This window comes from Acinetobacter rudis (assembly GCF_031157835.1).
In the GTDB taxonomy this organism is placed as follows: Bacteria; Pseudomonadota; Gammaproteobacteria; order Pseudomonadales; family Moraxellaceae; genus Acinetobacter; species Acinetobacter rudis_A.
The window spans coordinates 25,350-44,225 of sequence record NZ_JAVIDR010000024.1 but is presented as its reverse complement, the minus strand read 5'-3'; the positions used below and the strand labels follow the sequence as shown (position 1 = coordinate 44,225).

The window sequence follows — 18,876 nt, the reverse complement described above, 5'->3', positions numbered from 1 at the left end:
CTTACGAAACAGTGTTTCTCAGGACATAAGCGTCTAGCAGTAGGAATCACCCTCATTTAAGGGGGTGAGGATGTCAATTGAATCAATGGTGATCATCTCGCTACAGTATGCGTTGTAGCGATATAAAAATCATAGCGTAATATTATGCTACGTCATTTCAATAAATACAGAACATATGGGGTAGGGTAAGTTACTTTAATGTGGTGTACGCATATCAACAAACAATCCCACAAAACGGCGTACCAAAGGCAGAATGACTAAAACAATTGGAAAGGCAAACATCCATGAGACTAACCAAGCGGATAGCCAGAGTCCAAAGAAGCCATCAATAAAACCTAAGTTCTTGATCATATTAATCATGGAAATGATTGCACTCATTAAGCATGACAAGAAGAAGGGAATGAGAATGCCCGCATATTTCAATGGTAGCTTTGGAATATCACCAATAATTTTTGGGGCCTGTTTGTCCATACTGTACTTTTTTGTGTTTAAGGACGGCCAATTTTAAAGGATTTAATAGGAGATAAATAGTCTTGCTATGAGTAAAAAAGGAGTTTTAATTCTTCTCTAAGCGCTTGTCTAATATATACATTGTGTATAGTTATATGCATTGAACTGATATGAATAGATAAAAACGCTGAGCTTTGTGGTAAAAAGTAGTTTATTTTTATTGGAATCTTTACGATGTCGCAATATATGAAAAAAATGAAGATTGAAAAGAAAGCTAATTGGTTGCGTACATCATTGTTCGCAGCAGCATTATTGGGTACAACACAAATGGCTGTTGCAGGCCCAACGGTAGACCAGTTAAGTGATTGTTTGGTTAAGGCAACAACAGCCACAGATAAGACCACAGTATTACAATGGACTTTTGTTGCTTTATCAACACATCCTGATTTAAAGGCCTTTAGCCAAGTAACAGAAGAGCAGCGCGGCCAGCTAGATCAAAAATTTGCACAAGTATTACAACGTGTGATTACAGAGCAATGTGCTGTGCAAACCAAGGCTGTTATTCAGGCAGAAGGCATTCAAGCAGTGGGAGATAGTTTCCAACAACTAGGCCGTTCTACTGGTGAGGAAATTATTTCTAATCCAGAGGTGAAAAAGCAGTTACGTGGAGTGGTACGTCATCTGGACTTAAATAAACTGATAGCGACTTTTCTCACACCAGATATCTTTTCAAAATTAGGCTTATCTAAATAGCGTGTTAATTAACTTTGGTTTTTAGATGATAAGTTAAAAGCTAAACAGGTTGAGCTTTATTTAAAATGGTATTGGGCAATGAATTAAATGATACCCAGTCTTTTGTAGATATCTTTACGCTGTTTAGCATTTGCTTTGTCACGGCCAATTTTTAGATATTCTTTTTCTAGAATCATGGCGGCTTGTTGCTCAGAAAGTGGTTTTCTCATCACGATCATTGATGCTAATAAAATATTATAAATTCCATAACGGTCTTCCGAATATTCACAGCTTTCATTTAGGGTTTGGATGAGCTGCTTTTGATCAATATTCGGGTACATGGTTTTAAGCTTGGCGGTTGTTTCCCCAATACAGTGTTCATAAAGTAAGCTGCTTAGATCTGCGCCTTCATACACTTCTTTTTCAGTCAGTATATTGTTAGCTAAGTCTGCTTTTACATTTGCACCGAGTTCATGATTGGCATCAGCCCATGCATTAGGTAATGTGCTAATACTAAAAAAACTACAGAGTAAAATTTTTTTGATCATGATGATTTTATACAAGTAGAAATATTTACAAGTATCATAAATAGGTCTGATTTATAAAGTAAAAAGCAATTTCATTCTATATTTGGCTCAAATTTTTCTGATATAAAAATACTTTAAATAAAATGCAGAAGCTGTGCCGTGAAAACAATTGGTTTACTGGGTGGTATGAGTTGGGAATCAACGTCTTTGTATTATCGACAAATGAATCAATTGGTTCAGCAGCAGCTAGGTGGATTACACTCAGCTCAAATCGTGATGATAAGTGTGGATTTTGCACAAATTAGCCAGTGGCAGCAACAAGGAGATTGGCAACAGGCAGGGCGGTATTTAGCTGAGCAAGCTCAGTATCTACAACGTGCTGGAGCGGACTGCATTGTATTATGTACCAATACCATGCATAAGGTTGCAGATGAGATTGTAGCTGCAATTGATATTCCTTTTATCCATATTGCTGATGCTACTGCGCAAGTGATTCATAAACAGGAAATAAGCAAGGTTGGGTTGTTGGGAACAGCTTTTACCATGCAACAAGACTTTTATACAGGACGATTAAAGCAGCAGGGCATTGAGGTGATGGTTCCAGATTTGGCTGCTCAAGAAATCGTACATCAAGTAATATTTAATGAATTATGCAAAGGGCAGATTAGAGCTGAATCGAAACAACAGTATATTGAAATTGTAGAGTCGCTTATTCGTGATGGAGCACAAGGGATTATTTTCGGATGTACTGAAATTTGTATGCTCATTGGTGATGTACAGTTTAGCGTTCCTGTATTTGATACAACTACGATTCATGCTCAGGCAGCAGTGGAGTTTGCATTGGCTTAGATTAAATATGATCGCTGTATAGATTAAAAATAAAATATATTTTTTAGGATAGCTGATCATAAAAAAAGTCCCCGCATGTGCGGGGACTTTTTGTGTCTAATTAAAACTTAAACACGTTCAATAATGGTTGCGATACCTTGACCAAGACCAATACACATTGTGGCAAGACCAAATTGAGTGTCTTGTTGTTCCATAACGTTAAGAAGGGTCGTTGTGATACGCGCACCAGAACAACCAAGTGGATGACCCAGTGCAATTGCACCACCGTTAAGGTTGATCATGTCTTGTTTGTCGTAGATATTTAAACCTTTCATTACTGATAGGCCTTGCGCAGCAAAAGCTTCATTCAGTTCAATGGTTTGGATATCAGTCATAGATAAGCCAGCACGTTTTAATGCTTTTTGTGTAGCAGGAACTGGACCATAGCCCATAATCGCTGCGTCACAACCTGCAATCGCCATAGAGCGAATGACAGCACGTGGTTTTAGGCCAAGTGCTTGAGCACGTTCTGCTGACATGACGAGCATTGCAGATGCACCATCAGACAAAGCTGAAGATGTTGCTGCAGTTACTGTACCGCCTTTCGGATCAAATACAGGTCGTAAGGCTTTAAATGCGTCAATGTTGGCATCTGGACGAATGACTTCATCGACATCACATAAGATTTTAAAGCCATTTGCATCATGGCCTTCAATGCCAATGATTTCATTTTTAAAACGGCCTTCTTGTGTTGCAGCCCAAGCACGACGATGAGATTCAACACCAAAAGCATCTTGTTCTTCACGGCTGATTTGGTTCATACGACCCAACATTTCAGCAGTTAAGCCCATCATGTTTGATGCTTTCGCATAGTGTTTAGAAGCTTCTGGGTTAAGGTCGATACCATGCATCATACCTACATGGCCCATATGCTCTACACCACCAATGATAAAAATTTCACCTTGGTTTGTTGCAATTTGTGCTGCTGCAGTATGTAGTGCTTGCATTGAAGAACCACATAAACGGTTTACCGTCTGACCGCCAACAGTTTTTGGTAGATCTGCCAATAACACAATGTTACGGCCAATGTTCATACCTTGTTCTAGGGTTTGATTCACACAGCCCCAGATGACATCTTCAACTTCGTTAACGTCAAATTGGTTACGAGCAACTAAAGCACGTACCAACTCTGCAGACAGACTGTCGGCACGTACATTACGGAACATACCGTTTTTTGTTTTGCCCATGGCGCTACGCACACCATCAACAATCACAACGTCACGTGGATTTAAAGTAGCCATTCACGTCGCTCCTTAACCGTAGAATTTTTTGTTATTTTCAGCCATGTCACGCAACATTTGTGGCGCTTCATAAGCCTTGCCTAAGTGTGCGTACTTGTTGCAAAGTGCAACGTATTCAGCAACACCTGTTTGGTCGATGTAACGACATGGACCACCACGGAATGGAGGGAAACCAATACCCATGATCATTGCCATATCTGCTTCAGCAGGTGTAGCAACAATGTTGTCTTCTAAGCAACGTACTGTTTCGTTACAAAGAGCAAGCATCATACGATCAATGATTTCTTGTGGATCAAACTCACGTTTTTCACCAGTCACCATAGGTGCAATCACTTCATAAGCGGTTGGATCGATGGTTTTTGCTTTCTTACCTTTACGATCAAGTTCGTATTTGTAGAAACCAACATCGTTCTTTTGACCTAGGCGTTTGTTTTCGTACATGATCTCAACCGCGCCTTTAAAGCTTGGTTTCATTCGATCAGGGAAGCCTTCAGACATTACTTCAGCGCCGTGAACACCTGTATCAATACCGACAACGTCGAGTAGATAAGCAGGACCCATAGGCCAGCCGAATTTTTCCATTACTTTATCAACTTGTTGGAAGTCTGCACCATCTTTGAGTAAAAGATCGAAAGCACCAAAGTAAGGGAACAATACACGGTTTACAAGGAAGCCTGGGCAGTCGTTTACAACGATTGGCGTTTTACCCATTTTTTGTGCCAATACGACAGTCGTTGCAACAGCTTCTTCAGAACTCTGTTCGCCACGGATGACTTCAACTAGAGGCATCATGTGTACTGGGTTAAAGAAGTGCATTCCTACAAAGTTCTCTGGACGCGCCAAAGATTTTGCTAAACGAGTAATTGAAATTGTCGATGTGTTCGATGCAATGATGGTGTTGTCACGAACTTTGCTTTCAGTATCTTTAAGTACAGCTTCTTTAACTTTTGGATTTTCAGTTACTGCTTCGATGACGATATCAACTTCTTTAAACTCGTCATAGCTTAAAGTTGGGCGGATACGTGCAAGTGTGTCACCCATTTGAGCAGGTTTTAATTTTTTACGTTCAACTTGCTTAGTGAGTAATTTGTTCGCTTCAGACATACCCAATGCCAATTGAGCATTGCCGATGTCTTTCATGATGATTGGTGTACCTTTGCTGGCAGATTGGTAAGCAATACCGCCACCCATAATACCTGCTCCTAATACAGCAGCTTGGTTTACAGGATGTGCACCTTTTTCATGATGTTTAGATGTTTTTTTCACAACTTGGTCATTGAGGAATAGACCAATTAAAGCTTCAGCTTGTGGTGTTACTGCTGCTTTAGCAAAGCTTTGGGCCTCTGCTTTTAATGCCTCATCGCGGGTTAAGCTAACAGAAGCTTGCAATGAGTCGATCATTAATTTTGGTGCAGGGTATTGAGCTGGATTCGCTTTAGCGAGTACAACACCTTTTGCCGAATTAAATGCCATCATTTGCTCAAGCATATCAAGCTTAACTGGATCTAGTTTTTCTTGACGTTTTGTTTTCCAATCTAGACGACCATCAATCGCTTGTTGTACTAGATGTAATGCTGCGTCTTGTAATTTATCCGCAGTAACAACTGCATCAACTGCACCATCTTTCAGTGCTGCAGCTGGACGTTTTGGTGCAGCCATTGCGATCCATTCAATCGCATTGTCAATACCAATAATACGACTTAAACGTACAGTGCCACCAAAGCCAGGAATGATACCAAGTTTAATTTCTGGTAGGCCAACTTGTGCCGCTTCTGACATCACACGATAGTCACAAACGAGACACATTTCAAAACCACCACCTAAAGCCATGCCGTTAATTGCAGCAACTTTAGGAATTTCTAAGTCTTCAAAACTGTTGAAAATCTCATGAACAGGCATTGCCCATTCTACGATTGCATTTTCACCTAGAGCAAAATTATCACCAAACTCAGTAATGTCTGCGCCTACAATAAATGTAGATTTGGCACTAGTCACGATCAAGCCTTTAATACTTTGATCAGCTTTTACAGCTTGGATCGCAGCTTGAAAATCTTCTAATGTTGCACGGTTAAACTTATTGACCGACTCACCTTGTAAGTCAAAGCGGAATTCTGCAATTCCGTCCTTAAGCATCTGGACGGTAATGGCATTGCCAGCGTGGATCATGCCCTGATCTCCTTTTCTTGGAGGACTTGTACGTTGATGTTGTTGGTTTAGCGTGGTGCAAGTTGCGCACACAAGTATGCTTCACTCATATTACGATAACTATATCTAAAAAGAATACAACAAGTTGTATCAAGCCGTGACGCAAGGGTCACCTAAATTATTTGCTCGAAGTTTAAGTTTTGCTTGATACGACATAGTTATATAAGCATGAAAAAACTGAACACTATGTTTAAATTAGGTTTTTTCTTATGAAGTGTTGAAAAAATATATTTTTATTTGGCTTTAAAAAATTATTTTATTCTTTGAATTTTGTCAGAAATGTCAATTGATGGAAAATGAGCAGAGTACGGCACTTGGTTTTTTCACAAGCTGCACTATGTTAGAATTCAATTTACTTAAAATATATGACAGTTTGGCGAAACGGTCTTATGAATGGATCATTAGAGTCCGTGAATTGTATCTAGGTGTTAATATGGTGAAGTGGATTATTCTGGCTATTTTCGTGCTGTCTGCGATTTATGTCCAGTATCGTGGAAAAGTGCGACACTCGTTTTATCGTCAGTTTTTTGATCATTCGACTTTGTTTGCACCAGTGAACTTTATTATGTACTTGTTTTCTAAAGTACCCAATCAACCGTATATTGAGAGTCAGTATTTTAAAGACTTAAAAGTGTTGGATGAGAATTGGGAAATGATTCGTGATGAAGCCCAAGCACTTTACCAACAAGGCGGTATTAAAGCAGCCAGTAGTTATAATGATTTAGGTTTTAACTCTTTTTTTAAAACAGGCTGGAAACGTTTTTACTTGAAATGGTATGACACTGCGCATCCGTCAGCAGCAGAGTTATGTCCTAAAACCACAGCATTGTTAAAAACATTACCGAGTATTAAAGCTGCAATGTTTACTGAGCTTGCACCAGATAGTCGTTTAGTCAGTCATCGTGACCCGTATGCAGGTTCGTTACGTTATCACTTAGGTCTATTAACACCAAACGATGATCGTTGTTTTATTGATGTTGATGGACAAAAATATTCTTGGCGTGATGGACAAAGTGTAGTTTTTGATGAAACTTATATTCATTATGCAGAGAATAGAACAGATCAAAACCGTATTATTTTGTTCTGTGATGTTGAGCGTCCTTTGAGTAGCCGTATAGTACAAGGTTTTAATCGCTGGTTTGGTAAAAACGTAATGACAGCAGCAAGTTCACCAAATAGTGAAGAAGACCGCACAGGTGTATTGAATAAACTTTTTGCTTATGTGTATCAAGTTCGCTTAAAAGCCAAAGCATTGAAGAAAACCAATCGAACGCTGTACTATGTATTGAAGTGGGTTCTTATGTTGGGTGCCTTCTTTATGATCTTTATTCGTCCCTATTTAATGACAACCTAAGCAAATTGAAGTGTGAGGGGGCTAACTCACCAGATCACATCTGAATTTATATTAGAAATGCTCGATAAGACTTATCGAGCATTTTTTTTTTGAAAAGCTAAACTGGTTTTAGAAAGCGTACATAAATCTTAGGTTAATGCGCTGATCTTCTTTAAAGCCATTTTCTACATCAATGTCCCGTCCATAAGCAACAATCATATTGGTGGCAGGTGTGGGTGAGTAAGCTGCACCAAGCCAAAATTTACTTTGTTTTGTACTCGCACTTTCTACACCATTGAGTTTGGTTTTCCCTGCATCGCTGTAAGAAATCCCCGCACGCAAATCAACTTGATCATTGAGAAAATAACGCGTATTACCTTGTACTTGATAGCCAATATCTTGTTTGAGTGTACCACCCTTTGGCGCATCATCATTTTTACCATAAACAGTAAAGTCACCTGCTACATCTACAGCCCATTTAGGGGTTATATGTGTGGTATAAGCAGACTGTAATGTGAGTTTGAAGCGATTCTCACCAAGATTTATATCATCATGTTTAGAATATTGCCCTGTGGGTAAATATAAATAGGGGGTTATACCCCATTGACTCTTCGATTCAGGGTTATGGTAAAGAAAAAAGGCATTGGCCAGTATGACATCACCAATACCACTGCTAGAACCCATATTTGATAGATCTTTACCTGCTTCTAAACGACCAAAAGGGACTAAAATCTGCGGTGCAATTTGTATGCTCCCTAAATCTCTATAGTTTACATAACGCGCAATACCAATATCTGAACTTAATTCATTGTTTCCAGAAGCTTTATTGCTACCTTGATAGAGTGCATCACGATTGGCATGCTGATAATACAACAGGGCCAAATGAGTACCACTTGGGGCATAGTCATAATCGCCAGCATCAAGATCCATGGCTTGGGTAGGGCCAATGAAAAGGCCCAAGGTGCAGCTGAGTAGAGTAAAACGGTTTAATATTTTATTGGTGTACATAGATCATTCCTTGATTGTGTCACAGAGGGGCATACAACGCGTTTGTCCGTTGTATAACTTAAAAAATTGACTCCGATTGCGTTACTTAAAATCGGCAAAAAAAGGCGCTATTCGGCATTTATTTGTACAGATTCATTGCAGATCTATCCTTGATCTACCGTATTAAAAATAATCGATCTAAAAATTTATAAATTGATATTGGTTTGATTAAGGTAGGTTGATTAATGACTTATTATTTTCGAACACAGTGTAGGAGAGAGCATTTTAATAAACAGTAAGTGTAGTGATACTTTTTTTAAAGATGAGAACTCACATATTTATTTTGCTTGAAAATAACCCGATCACCTTCACATCATTCATAATGCGGTAAACCCAAATAAAAGGTTGGTTGTGAACGAGAACGCACGCGAACATATCGAAAAAATACTGTCGAATATGACCCTATTGCCTGGGGTTTATAAAATGTTAGATAAAGATGGAGAGCTTCTATACGTAGGAAAGGCAAAGAATTTAAAAAACCGTGTTTCTAGTTATTTTGTAAAAACGATTGAACACCCTAAAACTCAGGCTTTAGTTGCACGTATTTGTGATATTGAAACACTGGTGGTGCGTTCTGAAACCGAAGCTTTATTGCTTGAGCAAAATCTAATTAAGTTACATCGTCCACCATACAATATTATGCTGCGTGATGATAAATCGTATGTCTATATTTTTATTTCGGCAGATCGACCATATCCACGTATTGCGAGTGGTCGCGGTAAGGGGCGACATCAGGCAGGTAAGTTTTTTGGACCTTATCCAAGTGCTTATAATGCACGAGATACTTTATTGGTATTACAAAAACTATTTAATGTGCGTCAATGCGAAAATAGCTATTTTTCACAACGAAAGCGACCATGCTTACAGTATCAAATCAAACGTTGTTCAGCACCATGCGTTGGTTTAATTAGCCCAGAAGATTATCAGGCGGATGTTCAGAACTCGGTACGTTTTTTGCGTGGTGACACCAAAGAGCTAGACCAAGAGTTGATTGGCAAGATGGAAGCCGCAGCAGAACAATTGGCTTTTGAAAAAGCTGTTTTTTATCGTGATCGTTTAGCATTATTACGTGATATACAAGCACAGCAAGCAATTTATACCGTTAAAGGTGAGGCTGATATTTTGGCAATTGCTTATATGGCTGGAGTCACTTGTGTGCAGATTATGCATGTGCGTAATGGTAAAATGCTCGGAGGGAAATCTTATTTCCCTGATATGATTGGTGATGATCTAGAACAAATGTTAGCTGACTTTATTGCTAACTTTTATTTTCAGGTTGCGGATGAGTTACCAGCAGAGTTAATTGTTAATGTGGAATTGACTGAGCGAGTTCAATTAGAGCAAGCATTGGGTCAGCACTTTGAACAAAAGGTACAGATCAAACATAAAGTGCGTGAGACACGTGCGGAATGGCTAGAGCTGGCACAAATGAATGTGCAACATGCAATTAAGGGTAAATTAACGAATCATTTTGAGCTCAATGAGCGCTTTCATCAATTGGAGCAGGTTTTACAACGACCAATTGATCGTATTGAATGCTTCGATATTTCGCACACAATGGGAGAAGCGACCATTGCCTCTTGTGTGGTATTCGATAGTGGAGGTGCGCGAAAACGTGATTATCGCCAATTTGCAATTGAGGATATTACGGCTGGGGATGATTATGCCGCAATGCGTCAAGCACTTACTCGGCGTTATAAGAAAAATATGTTGCCAGATTTACTGTTAATTGATGGCGGAAAAGGGCAGCTTCATATGGCTATGGAAGTCATGCAAACCCTTGGACTTGACGCATATATGGTCGGGGTGTCTAAAGGAGAAGGGCGTAAGCCTGGACTTGAAACCTTACACTTTACTGATGGTACAAAAATTCAACTCGCCGAGGACCATAAAGCATTACATTTAATTCAACAGGTACGTGATGAGGCGCATCGTTTTGCGATTACTCGACATCGAGCTAAACGAGATAAACGCCGTGGTCGCTCTGTACTTGAGGTTATACCAGGGCTTGGTCCTAAACGTCGTCGAGATCTACTTACACATTTTGGTGGCATTCAAGGCGTACTCAAGGCCTCTGAAAAAGAGCTTACTTTGGTTCCTGGTCTTGGCGCAGTTATGGCACGTACTATTTATAAGATATTACATGAGTAAATCAGTACTACTGTGATTGAGCAGATAAAAGATACTTTTGCATTGGCAAAGTTGTACTTTGCTTAATTTTTGGTGACTAATACGAACATTGTGATCTGTCATATGCTGTGTAACAGTGTATTTTTACTCAGGACGAGATGTAACATGTCACTAGAAGTATTACTTACAAGTATTGAACAACAAGAATGGGTGGATATTCCTGAGGGATGGTTGCAAGGACGTACTTTATATGGCGGTTTAGTTGCAGGTATGATGTTGCATAAAGCACAACATCATATTAAAGCTGAGAATAAACAACTGCTAAGCTGTAGTATAACCTTTGTTGGCCCAGTACAAGCCAGTGCTGTTAAGCTCACAGTTGAAGTACTGAGGCAGGGTAAGTCTGTTACCAGTATAGAGGTACGTGTTTGGCAAAATGATGCGGTGCAAAGTATTTTAGTTGCAAGTTTTGGTAGCGCGCGCTCTTCTAAAATTACAGTTGCACAGCAACCAGAGGCTCCTGATTTTCTTGCAACTGAACAGCTTCCACGATTGCCCAATTTAGATTTAGCACCAGAATGCTTTACTCAGTTTGAAATCGCATGGGCTAATGGTCATGCTCCCTTTAGCGCAAGCCCTGTACCAGATTTTTCAGGTTGGTTTCGGTTTGATCCGAAAAAACATAACAATAGAGTAATGTCTGAAGCAGATTTACTGATGTTGGCTGATATCTGGCCACCTGGTGTACTGCCAATGTTTGACCAAGTTGCACCAGCAAGTTCGCTTACTTGGCACATGACATTGCTCAGACCAATGCAATACCAACTGCATGATTGGTTTAAATATCGAGTACATACAGAGTTTGCAGCCGATGGCTATAGTACAGAGCAAGCACAAATATGGGATGCTGAAAATCGTCTAATTGCACTTTCAAGACAAACAGTTACTATATTTAGCTAGTCGACAGTGCTCAGTGAATCGTTTAAAGTAAGCGCAATATATTTACCCAGAATAGAAGGGAACGACAAACGATGACGACAGGTCGTATATGGAATATTCCCAATATTTTGACGTTGGCGCGTATTGCATTGATTCCAGTGTTTTTGTTGGTTGCTTATTGGCCACCAGCAATCGGGGTGGGTGGTCATGAAGGTGGTATGACACGTCACCTTATTTTAACGGCTATTTTTGTGATTGCTGCTTTAACGGATTGGTTCGATGGTTATTTAGCACGAACTTTAAATCAGACTTCCGCTTTTGGGCGTTTCTTAGATCCCGTTGCCGATAAATTAATGGTTGCAACAGCACTTATTGTTTTAGTTCAGTGGCGTCCAAGTATTGCGATGGCATTTGCAGCAGTGGTTATTATTTCCAGAGAAATTACTGTTTCAGCGTTGCGTGAATGGATGGCTGAATTGGGAGCGCGTACCAGTGTGGCAGTTTCTGCAATTGGTAAATATAAAACAGCTTTCCAAATGATAGCAATTACGGTGTTCTTATTAAATTGGAAACCATTGGATCAATTGGCTTATGCCTTGTTATATACAGCAGTTGTATTAACTTTGTGGTCAATGTTTATTTATTTAAAAGCCGCTTGGCCATATTTAAAGCAACCCTAAATTAGTCGTTTTACTTAGATAAAAATAAGTGATTTTTATTTAAAGAGAAGCTCTGTTATTTTTAAGATAACAGAGCTTTTTTAATATTACTTCATTGTATTTGCTGAAGCAGGATTATCTACAACCGCCACGATATTGTTGTGAGTATCTAGGTTGAGCATAACGATAAGGTTGCTTCATTTCTCCATGCATTTTGTTAGACAGATTGTCTAAATCTTTAATCAAAGCTTGGCTTCTTTTATCATTTTCTTTTACACCTTGATCATAAAGTTTATTGAGCTCGGCTCTTTTCTGATCAAACTCTTGCATGATTTGAGGATCAACATTCGACATTTTCCCCATCATATAACCACCATTATGCATACCATCCATATGCATGCCGCCCATCATTGGGTGATCAGGTTGAGCATTACAGTAGGGAGCAGCAACAGAAAAGGCGGGGTAAAATAAGATAGGTAATAAAACAGCAAATTTTATTAATTTTTTCTTCATGTTATATTCTCCCACTTAGCAGTTTAAAACATCAAAATACATTAATTTAACTTCATAATAGCATAAACTGTGATCAATTTATTATATTGAATATCTAAGTTTTATACTGTTTATGCTTGAAGCGTTCATAGATTTTTCTTGAAATTTAAAAATACCAGCAAGTATTTATTTGATTAAAGTGCCGATTAAAAATTGACAATAAACCATGAGCTGATATTGTGAACGATAAAACTACCTACCGATCGGTAGTTTTATTTTTAGCACTAAATTTATCTTGAGTACATCATGAAATCGCAAACCTCTCATATCAAATTGGCAGCATCACTTGCACTAATTACGGTGCTTGGGCCTTTAGCTATTGATATGTATTTATCGTCTTTACCTGAAATTGCTATTGAATTGGGAAGTTCCTTTGCCAACGTGCAACTGACGCTTACGGTCTTTTTACTTTCTATGGGGTTGGGACAATTAATTTTTGGCCCAATTACAGATGCTTATGGAAGAAAAAGGCCCTTAATGGCTGGATTGGTTGTTTTTATATTAATGTCATTATGGGCTGCATCAGCAGATTCAATCCAAACCTTATTGTATGCACGTTTTGGGCAAGGTTTATCGGCATCATTAATATTGGTTGTGGCTTTAAGTACGGTACGTGATGTGAGTGAGGGGGCTCAAGCAGCACAGCTATTTGCATTATTAATGACGATCGAAGGTTTAGCACCTGTGTTAGCACCTGCAGTTGGTGGTGTGATTGATGGTCAATGGGGGTGGCGAGCCGTTTTTGTCGCTATGGCATTGATGGGTGTATTTGCTTTATTAAACAGTCAGCTAAACTTAAAAGAAAGCTTGGCAGCTGAGGATAGAATTGCGCTCAATAGTAAAAATGTCTTGGGTGCCTATAAAAATATTATTTGCACACGATCTTTTATATTGCCTGCCTTTTCATTATCGGCTGCTTTTTTCTTTTTATTTGCTTATATTGCTGGCGCCAGTTTGGTTTATCAAAAAACATTTTTGCTCTCAACAGAGCAGTTTGGCTTTACCTTTGGTGCAACAGGAACGGCGGTACTTTTAGGTGCTTTCTTATGTAATCGTCTTATTGGTGTATTAGGTATAGTTAAACTTAGCGTTTATGGTGCGATATTAATGGGCTTGGGTGCAGTTTGTGCAGCAGTAATGAATACTTTTGCATTCGGTGTTTATGCGATTGCTGCTAGCTTTTTTATTTCAATGATGGGGCTTGGTATTGCTGAATCGACATTTATGGCCTTGGCAATGTCTTCTCAGAAAACGGCACTTGGTTCAACAGCAGCAGTATTGGGAGCAATGCAATTGATGATTGCTTCATTTGCAACCCCTTTGGCTGGTTATATATCTGAGTTAGGCGCAATGCATTGGTTGCTATTACTCTGTATCATTGGGATTATATTAATCGCACTTACTTTATTTACTGTTGCTCGTTTGCCAAATACTGCGGATATGGCGGTAGAGCATTAATTGATGGTCTTATGAATATGTCACCTTCTACATTTGATAAAATCTGCGTAGTTGCCACTACGCACTTTGCAACGCATGGTTATGATGCTTCAAGCCTAAATACCATTGCAGAAGAGGTGGGTATTCGTAAGGCATCTTTATATAATCATTTCAAAAGTAAAAATGATTTGTTTGCTACTGTTTTTGTTAGCGCCTATCAACAAGAGCAGGTATTTATGCAGCAGTGCTTTGATGCGCAGCCTAAACAATATTTAGGGGGGGATTATTGTGCTTCACTCCCAGCACGTTTTTCGCAAGCTCAAAGTCTGGCATTGTTTTTAAAAGCGTCATTTATGGGGCCAGACTTTTTACAAACAGAGATAAAAGCAGCTTATTCAGATTATTTAACTGAGATTGGGCGGTATTTTATGCTACAGCTCAAAACAACTTTTCCTTATCTAAGTTTAGAGCAAGCCAGCACGCTTCATGAGGCCTATTTGGGAATTATTGATAGCTTACATATTGAGTTGATTTACTCAACACTCGATGCTTACGAAAAGAAAAGAACGGCAATGCTTGAAGTCCTTACCTGGGCTATTCAAGCATCAACTCATGCCTATGATCAGTCATGATGTTATTAAACGTTAAGATCAGCCATTGCTGGCATATTGATTTCTTTAACGCAACTTGCATAGCTTGTCGATAAAATAAATTTCAATGCTAACATGACATCTTGTAATGGAATGAGTTCAGCATTGCTTTGTTCAAGCACTTGTTCAATCGGCGTTGAAAGCGTAAATTCAGTTGCTAAATAACCTAGATTTAAAATGCTGACAGCGATTTTATCATCACGTAAATTTTCTCGTAGAGCATGAACCATACCACGTAAAGCATATTTACTAGTGGAGAACATGACTTCTTTACCATTATGGTTATCGAGTCCCCAAGTGGAACCGATTAAAATAATTTTAGCATTTTCAGATTGTCTTAAATTATCGAGTAGCGATTGAATTGCTAAAATACAGGCATGAATATTGGTGTTGAGCATTGCCGTAATTTCAATATCGCTACATTTTTCAAAGTCGTATGCTGGATTAAAAGCGAAGTGTTCCCAAATTCCTACGTTGTAAATAAGATAATCAATTTTTTGATTGGCAATCACGGCCTTGACTTGATCACGGGCTTGTTCTGGTTGAGAAAGATCAGCTGAAATCCAGTGTAGATTGGACTTTAAATACTGGGGCTGGCTGCGAGAAATACCATAGACCTGATCTTCTGTACCAGGGAGTGACTCTAACATGGCTTGACCAAGCCCTTTGCTTACACCATAAATTACATAAGTTTTAGACATAGTTTAACCACGTTAGCCGATTACAAAGATGTGTGTTTAAGGGGTGATGCCTGTTGGTTCACGATACCAACTTTCAATAAACAATACTGCTGCCAAGCTATCTGCAGAGAGTTTTTTAGCACGACCTTGCGATTGGTAGTGATCCAATTCATCTCGTGCTGCTCGAGTACTTAAACGTTCATCGACCATCCATGTCTTTATGTTTGTTTGATGGCGTAAACGTCGAGCGAATTTACGTGCCCGTGTCGATAGTTCTGACTCTGAGTCATCCATGTTTAGGGGTAGACCAATGAGAAATAAATTGGGTTGATGATGCTTAATGATGTCTAATAATGTTTCCCAGTGAGGTATACCATCTTTCATGGGAAATAATGCTAAAGGAGTTGCACTCTCAATTAAGCTAGACCCAATCGCCATGCCCATTTTTTGTGTGCCAAAGTCAAAGGCCATAATTAAAAGTGGGCTAGACTGAGGCTCTTTATTGATGATGTGTTGGTCTGTTTGGGTGGTAGTTATATTAGGCATGTCCAATCTCTGAGCTTAACCAAATCGGGTCTACACCTATTTTACGATAAGCAGCATCCCAGCGGTCATCGTAAGGAATATTAAAAATTAAATCCATATCGGAGTCACAGATAAGCCAATCACCACGGGCAATTTCCTGTTCAAGTTGATTCTTACTCCAACTTGCATAACCTAACGCAACTTGATATTTACCAACCCCTTGGTTGTGTGCAATCGCATCTAAAATATCTTTACTGGTGGTAATACATAAGTTTTCACCCACAGCAATGGATGAATGCCAAGTAGGTTGACCCGTATGCAATACAAAACCTGCTTCAGGACGCAGAGGCCCACCTTGTAGTACTTCATGTGGATTAACATTATCTGCTTCAATATCAAGATCATTGAGCAATTCTTTAATTTGAATCCCTGCAGGCCGATTGATGACAATTCCTTGCGCACCATCTTCGTCATGCCGAGCAAGATAAATTACTGTATTGGCGAAAAAGTTGTCGACCATATTGGGAGGGGCGATCAGGCAACGATGCGTCAAAAATTGTTTGGTCACTGAATTTCTTCTCCTTGTATCACTCAGTTGATTTAGTCATGCTGAAATTATCTTTTAATTTACCATAACTTAAATTTTGAAATTAAAGAAGAAGTTAATAAGAATAGTATATGTTTGTACTGCTCGATATTGATAATGGGCTATAAAATATACGTATGATGAATGAGTATAGCCAACTTTAGTAATTTTATCGTGTTTGCTCGCCAGCTAAAGTATGAACTTGTATTACGATCGAAAAGTTCAGTAGTCACACAGCACATCAAGTGTATTAAGTAGATACACTTGATGGAAAAAGTGTATCAGGGCATGGCTTGGAATTTAAGTTGTCTTAATTGCTTGGCATGAAGAATGGTTGTTTCATTAATTTCCACACCACCCGTCATGCGCGCTAATTCTAAAATGCGCGCCTCTTCTGCTAATTGAATAATGGTACTGCTGGCTGGATCAGTCTGTTGTTTTTTCACAAGTAAGTGCTGATCTGATTGTGCTGCGACTTGTGCTTGGTGGGTAATACACAGAACTTGTACATGCTGTGCCAAGTCTGAAAGTAAACGGCCAACCACTTCGGCTGTACCACCACTAATACCGACATCAATCTCATCAAATACAATTAATTCAGCGTCAGTTTTTTCAGCGTTCATAACCTGCATTACCAAGGCAATACGCGACAATTCACCGCCAGAAGCTACACGAGCCAAGGGCTGAGCAGGAATGCCTTTGTTAGCAGTAAAGAGTAATTGAATTGCACTTAAACCCTCAGCACTTGGTTGCTCTAAGGTTTCAAATTTAAACTCAAAATGAGCTTCTGGCAGAGCCAGTATTTTGACTTGTTCTGTTAACTGCACTGCAAGAGGTTCTGCTGCTTGGCGTCGAATTTGGTCTAGGTGTTGTGCCTGATTTAAAAATGCTTGGTGTGAGAGTTCTACTTGTTCTGCTAAGGTTTCAGGGTCTTCAAGTTGTTGAAGCTGTTCAAGTTCCTGTTGCCATTGGTGATATTGTTCAGTTAAGTGTTCAGGTTGAGTCCGATATTTTCGTGCCAAACGGTGAAAAATTTCAAGTTGACTATTGAGTTGCTCCATATGCTCAGGATCAAAGCTTTGTCGGTCGATGAATTGGCGTAGGTTGCTACTCGCATCTTGCATTTCACTTTGAGCATTGAGTAGTGAGTTGTAAATTTCACTCAGTTGTTCACTGCGTCCTGCATGCGTTTCAATGCGACGAATAATCGCAGCAATTTCTTGATTAATATTTTGCTCAGCATCATCAAGTGCATTTAGGCTATAACCGCAGTCTTGCATAATATGTTCATGATGGCTTAAACGATCAAACTCTTGTTCGATTTCACCATAGTTCATGCTGATAATTTCTTCAAGCTCTTCGAGTTGTAGTCCTAAGGTTTCCATGCGCTGTTGGCGATTGGCTTGAGCATCAATAGCTGCTTGGTGAAGGCGAATATTTTTTTGCCAACTTTGATGAGCCTGACGTACTGCTTGTGCATCTGCTGCAAAATTACTATGACGATCAATCCAGCGTCTTGGATAAGGAGGTTCTAATAATTGTTGTTGGCTATGTTGGCTATAGAGTTGAACCAATAAGCGACCGATTTCTTTGAGTTCTGAAAGACTGCTAGGACGACCATTAATCCAAGCTTTACTTCGGCCTGTTGCAAAAATTACCCGACGTAAGTGAATCTCTCCACTTTCATCATTCATTTCATGTTGCTTAAGCCAAGTTGATTCGGCACTATTTTCTTGATAACTAAATACTGCCGTAATATCGGCTTTTTCTGCACCATAACGCACATAGTTTGTATCTGTGCGTTCACCTAAACATGCGGAAAGGGCATCAAGTAATAATGATTTGCCCGCACCTGTTTCACCTGTTAAAACATTAAAACCTGTTTCGATATCCACAGCTAAATTATCAGCGAGCGCAAAATTAATAAGATTTAAATGTGTCAGCATAAACGCTTCCGAGGCACAAGAGTAATAGGGAATAGGTGTTTGACCGAATGACTCATGATAAATTTATCCTTACTGAGCACAGGCCATCTGATTTTGTTTTAGTACAATACAAGATTTGTTTCAACCGTGAATTTTGAATTATAACGATATCGCGCAGGACAAAAAAGGTGAATGCTGCAAAATTCATAACAATGTCACCTTGGGGTGTTGATCTTCTGCTAGCATTTTATTGAGACAACAAGTAATTTGTTTTTTCGCCTGAATTGATGGGCTATAAGGCAATGATAAATGTAGATTGTGACAGGCATTGAGCTAATCAATTAAATCTGATAAAAAACATAGATCAGAG

General features: G+C 39.2%; 18 protein-coding genes. 8 read left to right on the top strand and 10 right to left on the bottom strand.

Going from position 1 to position 18,876, the window contains the following annotated elements; genetic code table 11:
• Positions 1 to 195: 195 nt before the first annotated feature.
• Positions 196 to 471, bottom strand: coding sequence for a DUF2798 domain-containing protein (locus tag RFH42_RS15240; protein WP_308976665.1), 276 nt, complete (start codon positions 469 to 471; stop codon positions 196 to 198).
• A 225-nt stretch (positions 472 to 696) separates the two neighbouring features.
• Here RFH42_RS15240 and RFH42_RS15235 point away from each other — a divergent pair, with 225 nt between their 5' ends.
• On the top strand, positions 697 to 1,203 hold the full coding sequence (locus RFH42_RS15235) for a hypothetical protein (RefSeq protein ID WP_308976673.1): 507 nt from the start codon (positions 697 to 699) through the stop codon (positions 1,201 to 1,203).
• 83 nt (positions 1,204 to 1,286) lie between these two features.
• Here RFH42_RS15235 and RFH42_RS15230 read toward each other — a convergent pair whose 3' ends face one another.
• Entirely contained in the window at positions 1,287 to 1,730 is a 444-nt protein-coding gene (locus tag RFH42_RS15230) for a hypothetical protein (protein ID WP_308976664.1), read from the bottom strand.
• Between the two features lie 138 nt (positions 1,731 to 1,868).
• Between RFH42_RS15230 and RFH42_RS15225 the strand changes: the two genes are divergently transcribed.
• Positions 1,869 to 2,558 (top strand): aspartate/glutamate racemase family protein, encoded by a 690-nt coding sequence (locus RFH42_RS15225; RefSeq protein WP_308976663.1) that lies wholly within the window; start codon positions 1,869 to 1,871, stop codon positions 2,556 to 2,558.
• Between the two features lie 107 nt (positions 2,559 to 2,665).
• Here RFH42_RS15225 and fadA read toward each other — a convergent pair whose 3' ends face one another.
• Together fadA and fadB are read right to left on the bottom strand one after the other, a co-directional pair.
• Entirely contained in the window at positions 2,666 to 3,838 is a 1,173-nt protein-coding gene (fadA, locus tag RFH42_RS15220) for an acetyl-CoA C-acyltransferase FadA (protein ID WP_308976661.1), read from the bottom strand.
• Positions 3,839 to 3,850: 12 nt separating this feature from the next.
• A complete protein-coding gene (fadB, locus tag RFH42_RS15215; RefSeq protein WP_308976672.1) occupies positions 3,851 to 6,004 on the bottom strand; it encodes a fatty acid oxidation complex subunit alpha FadB in 2,154 nt (717 codons plus the stop codon).
• Positions 6,005 to 6,476: 472 nt separating this feature from the next.
• Between fadB and lpxO the strand changes: the two genes are divergently transcribed.
• Complete coding sequence (gene lpxO / locus RFH42_RS15210; protein ID WP_308976671.1) at positions 6,477 to 7,397, top strand: lipid A hydroxylase LpxO; 921 nt, start codon at positions 6,477 to 6,479, stop codon at positions 7,395 to 7,397.
• A gap of 108 nt (positions 7,398 to 7,505) precedes the next feature.
• Here lpxO and RFH42_RS15205 read toward each other — a convergent pair whose 3' ends face one another.
• Positions 7,506 to 8,384, bottom strand: coding sequence for a transporter (locus tag RFH42_RS15205; protein ID WP_308976660.1), 879 nt, complete (start codon positions 8,382 to 8,384; stop codon positions 7,506 to 7,508).
• 390 nt (positions 8,385 to 8,774) lie between these two features.
• Here RFH42_RS15205 and uvrC point away from each other — a divergent pair, with 390 nt between their 5' ends.
• The 3 genes from uvrC (at position 8,775) to pgsA (ending at position 12,172) form a co-directional block, all read left to right on the top strand.
• Positions 8,775 to 10,574, top strand: a complete 1,800-nt coding sequence (gene uvrC / locus RFH42_RS15200) for an excinuclease ABC subunit UvrC (RefSeq protein ID WP_308976658.1) — start codon at positions 8,775 to 8,777, stop codon at positions 10,572 to 10,574.
• 144 nt (positions 10,575 to 10,718) lie between these two features.
• Entirely contained in the window at positions 10,719 to 11,513 is a 795-nt protein-coding gene (locus tag RFH42_RS15195; protein WP_308976657.1) for an acyl-CoA thioesterase, read from the top strand.
• Between the two features lie 71 nt (positions 11,514 to 11,584).
• A complete protein-coding gene (pgsA, locus tag RFH42_RS15190) occupies positions 11,585 to 12,172 on the top strand; it encodes a CDP-diacylglycerol--glycerol-3-phosphate 3-phosphatidyltransferase (RefSeq protein ID WP_308976656.1) in 588 nt (195 codons plus the stop codon).
• Positions 12,173 to 12,286: 114 nt separating this feature from the next.
• On the opposite strand, the gene RFH42_RS15185 is transcribed toward pgsA, so the two are convergent.
• Entirely contained in the window at positions 12,287 to 12,664 is a 378-nt protein-coding gene (locus RFH42_RS15185) for a hypothetical protein (protein WP_308976655.1), read from the bottom strand.
• Positions 12,665 to 12,949: 285 nt separating this feature from the next.
• Here RFH42_RS15185 and RFH42_RS15180 point away from each other — a divergent pair, with 285 nt between their 5' ends.
• Both RFH42_RS15180 and RFH42_RS15175 read left to right on the top strand, forming a co-directional pair.
• The gene (locus RFH42_RS15180) at positions 12,950 to 14,161 is read left to right on the top strand and encodes a multidrug effflux MFS transporter (RefSeq protein ID WP_308976654.1); all 1,212 of its coding nucleotides are present in this window, start codon (positions 12,950 to 12,952) and stop codon (positions 14,159 to 14,161) included.
• Between the two features lie 17 nt (positions 14,162 to 14,178).
• A complete protein-coding gene (locus RFH42_RS15175; protein WP_308976653.1) occupies positions 14,179 to 14,772 on the top strand; it encodes a TetR/AcrR family transcriptional regulator in 594 nt (197 codons plus the stop codon).
• Between the two features lie 5 nt (positions 14,773 to 14,777).
• On the opposite strand, the gene RFH42_RS15170 is transcribed toward RFH42_RS15175, so the two are convergent.
• The 4 genes from RFH42_RS15170 to recN form a co-directional block, all read right to left on the bottom strand.
• Positions 14,778 to 15,491: an SDR family NAD(P)-dependent oxidoreductase gene (locus tag RFH42_RS15170; protein WP_308976652.1), complete on the bottom strand. Its 714-nt coding sequence runs from the start codon at positions 15,489 to 15,491 to the stop codon at positions 14,778 to 14,780.
• Between the two features lie 36 nt (positions 15,492 to 15,527).
• Complete coding sequence (ruvX, locus tag RFH42_RS15165; protein WP_308976669.1) at positions 15,528 to 15,941, bottom strand: Holliday junction resolvase RuvX; 414 nt, start codon at positions 15,939 to 15,941, stop codon at positions 15,528 to 15,530.
• A gap of 67 nt (positions 15,942 to 16,008) precedes the next feature.
• Entirely contained in the window at positions 16,009 to 16,563 is a 555-nt protein-coding gene (locus RFH42_RS15160) for a YqgE/AlgH family protein (RefSeq protein WP_308976650.1), read from the bottom strand.
• A gap of 299 nt (positions 16,564 to 16,862) precedes the next feature.
• Positions 16,863 to 18,527 carry a DNA repair protein RecN gene (gene recN / locus RFH42_RS15155; RefSeq protein ID WP_308976649.1) on the bottom strand — a complete coding sequence of 555 codons (1,665 nt, stop codon included), beginning with the start codon at positions 18,525 to 18,527 and terminating at the stop codon, positions 16,863 to 16,865.
• Positions 18,528 to 18,876: the final 349 nt, after the last annotated feature.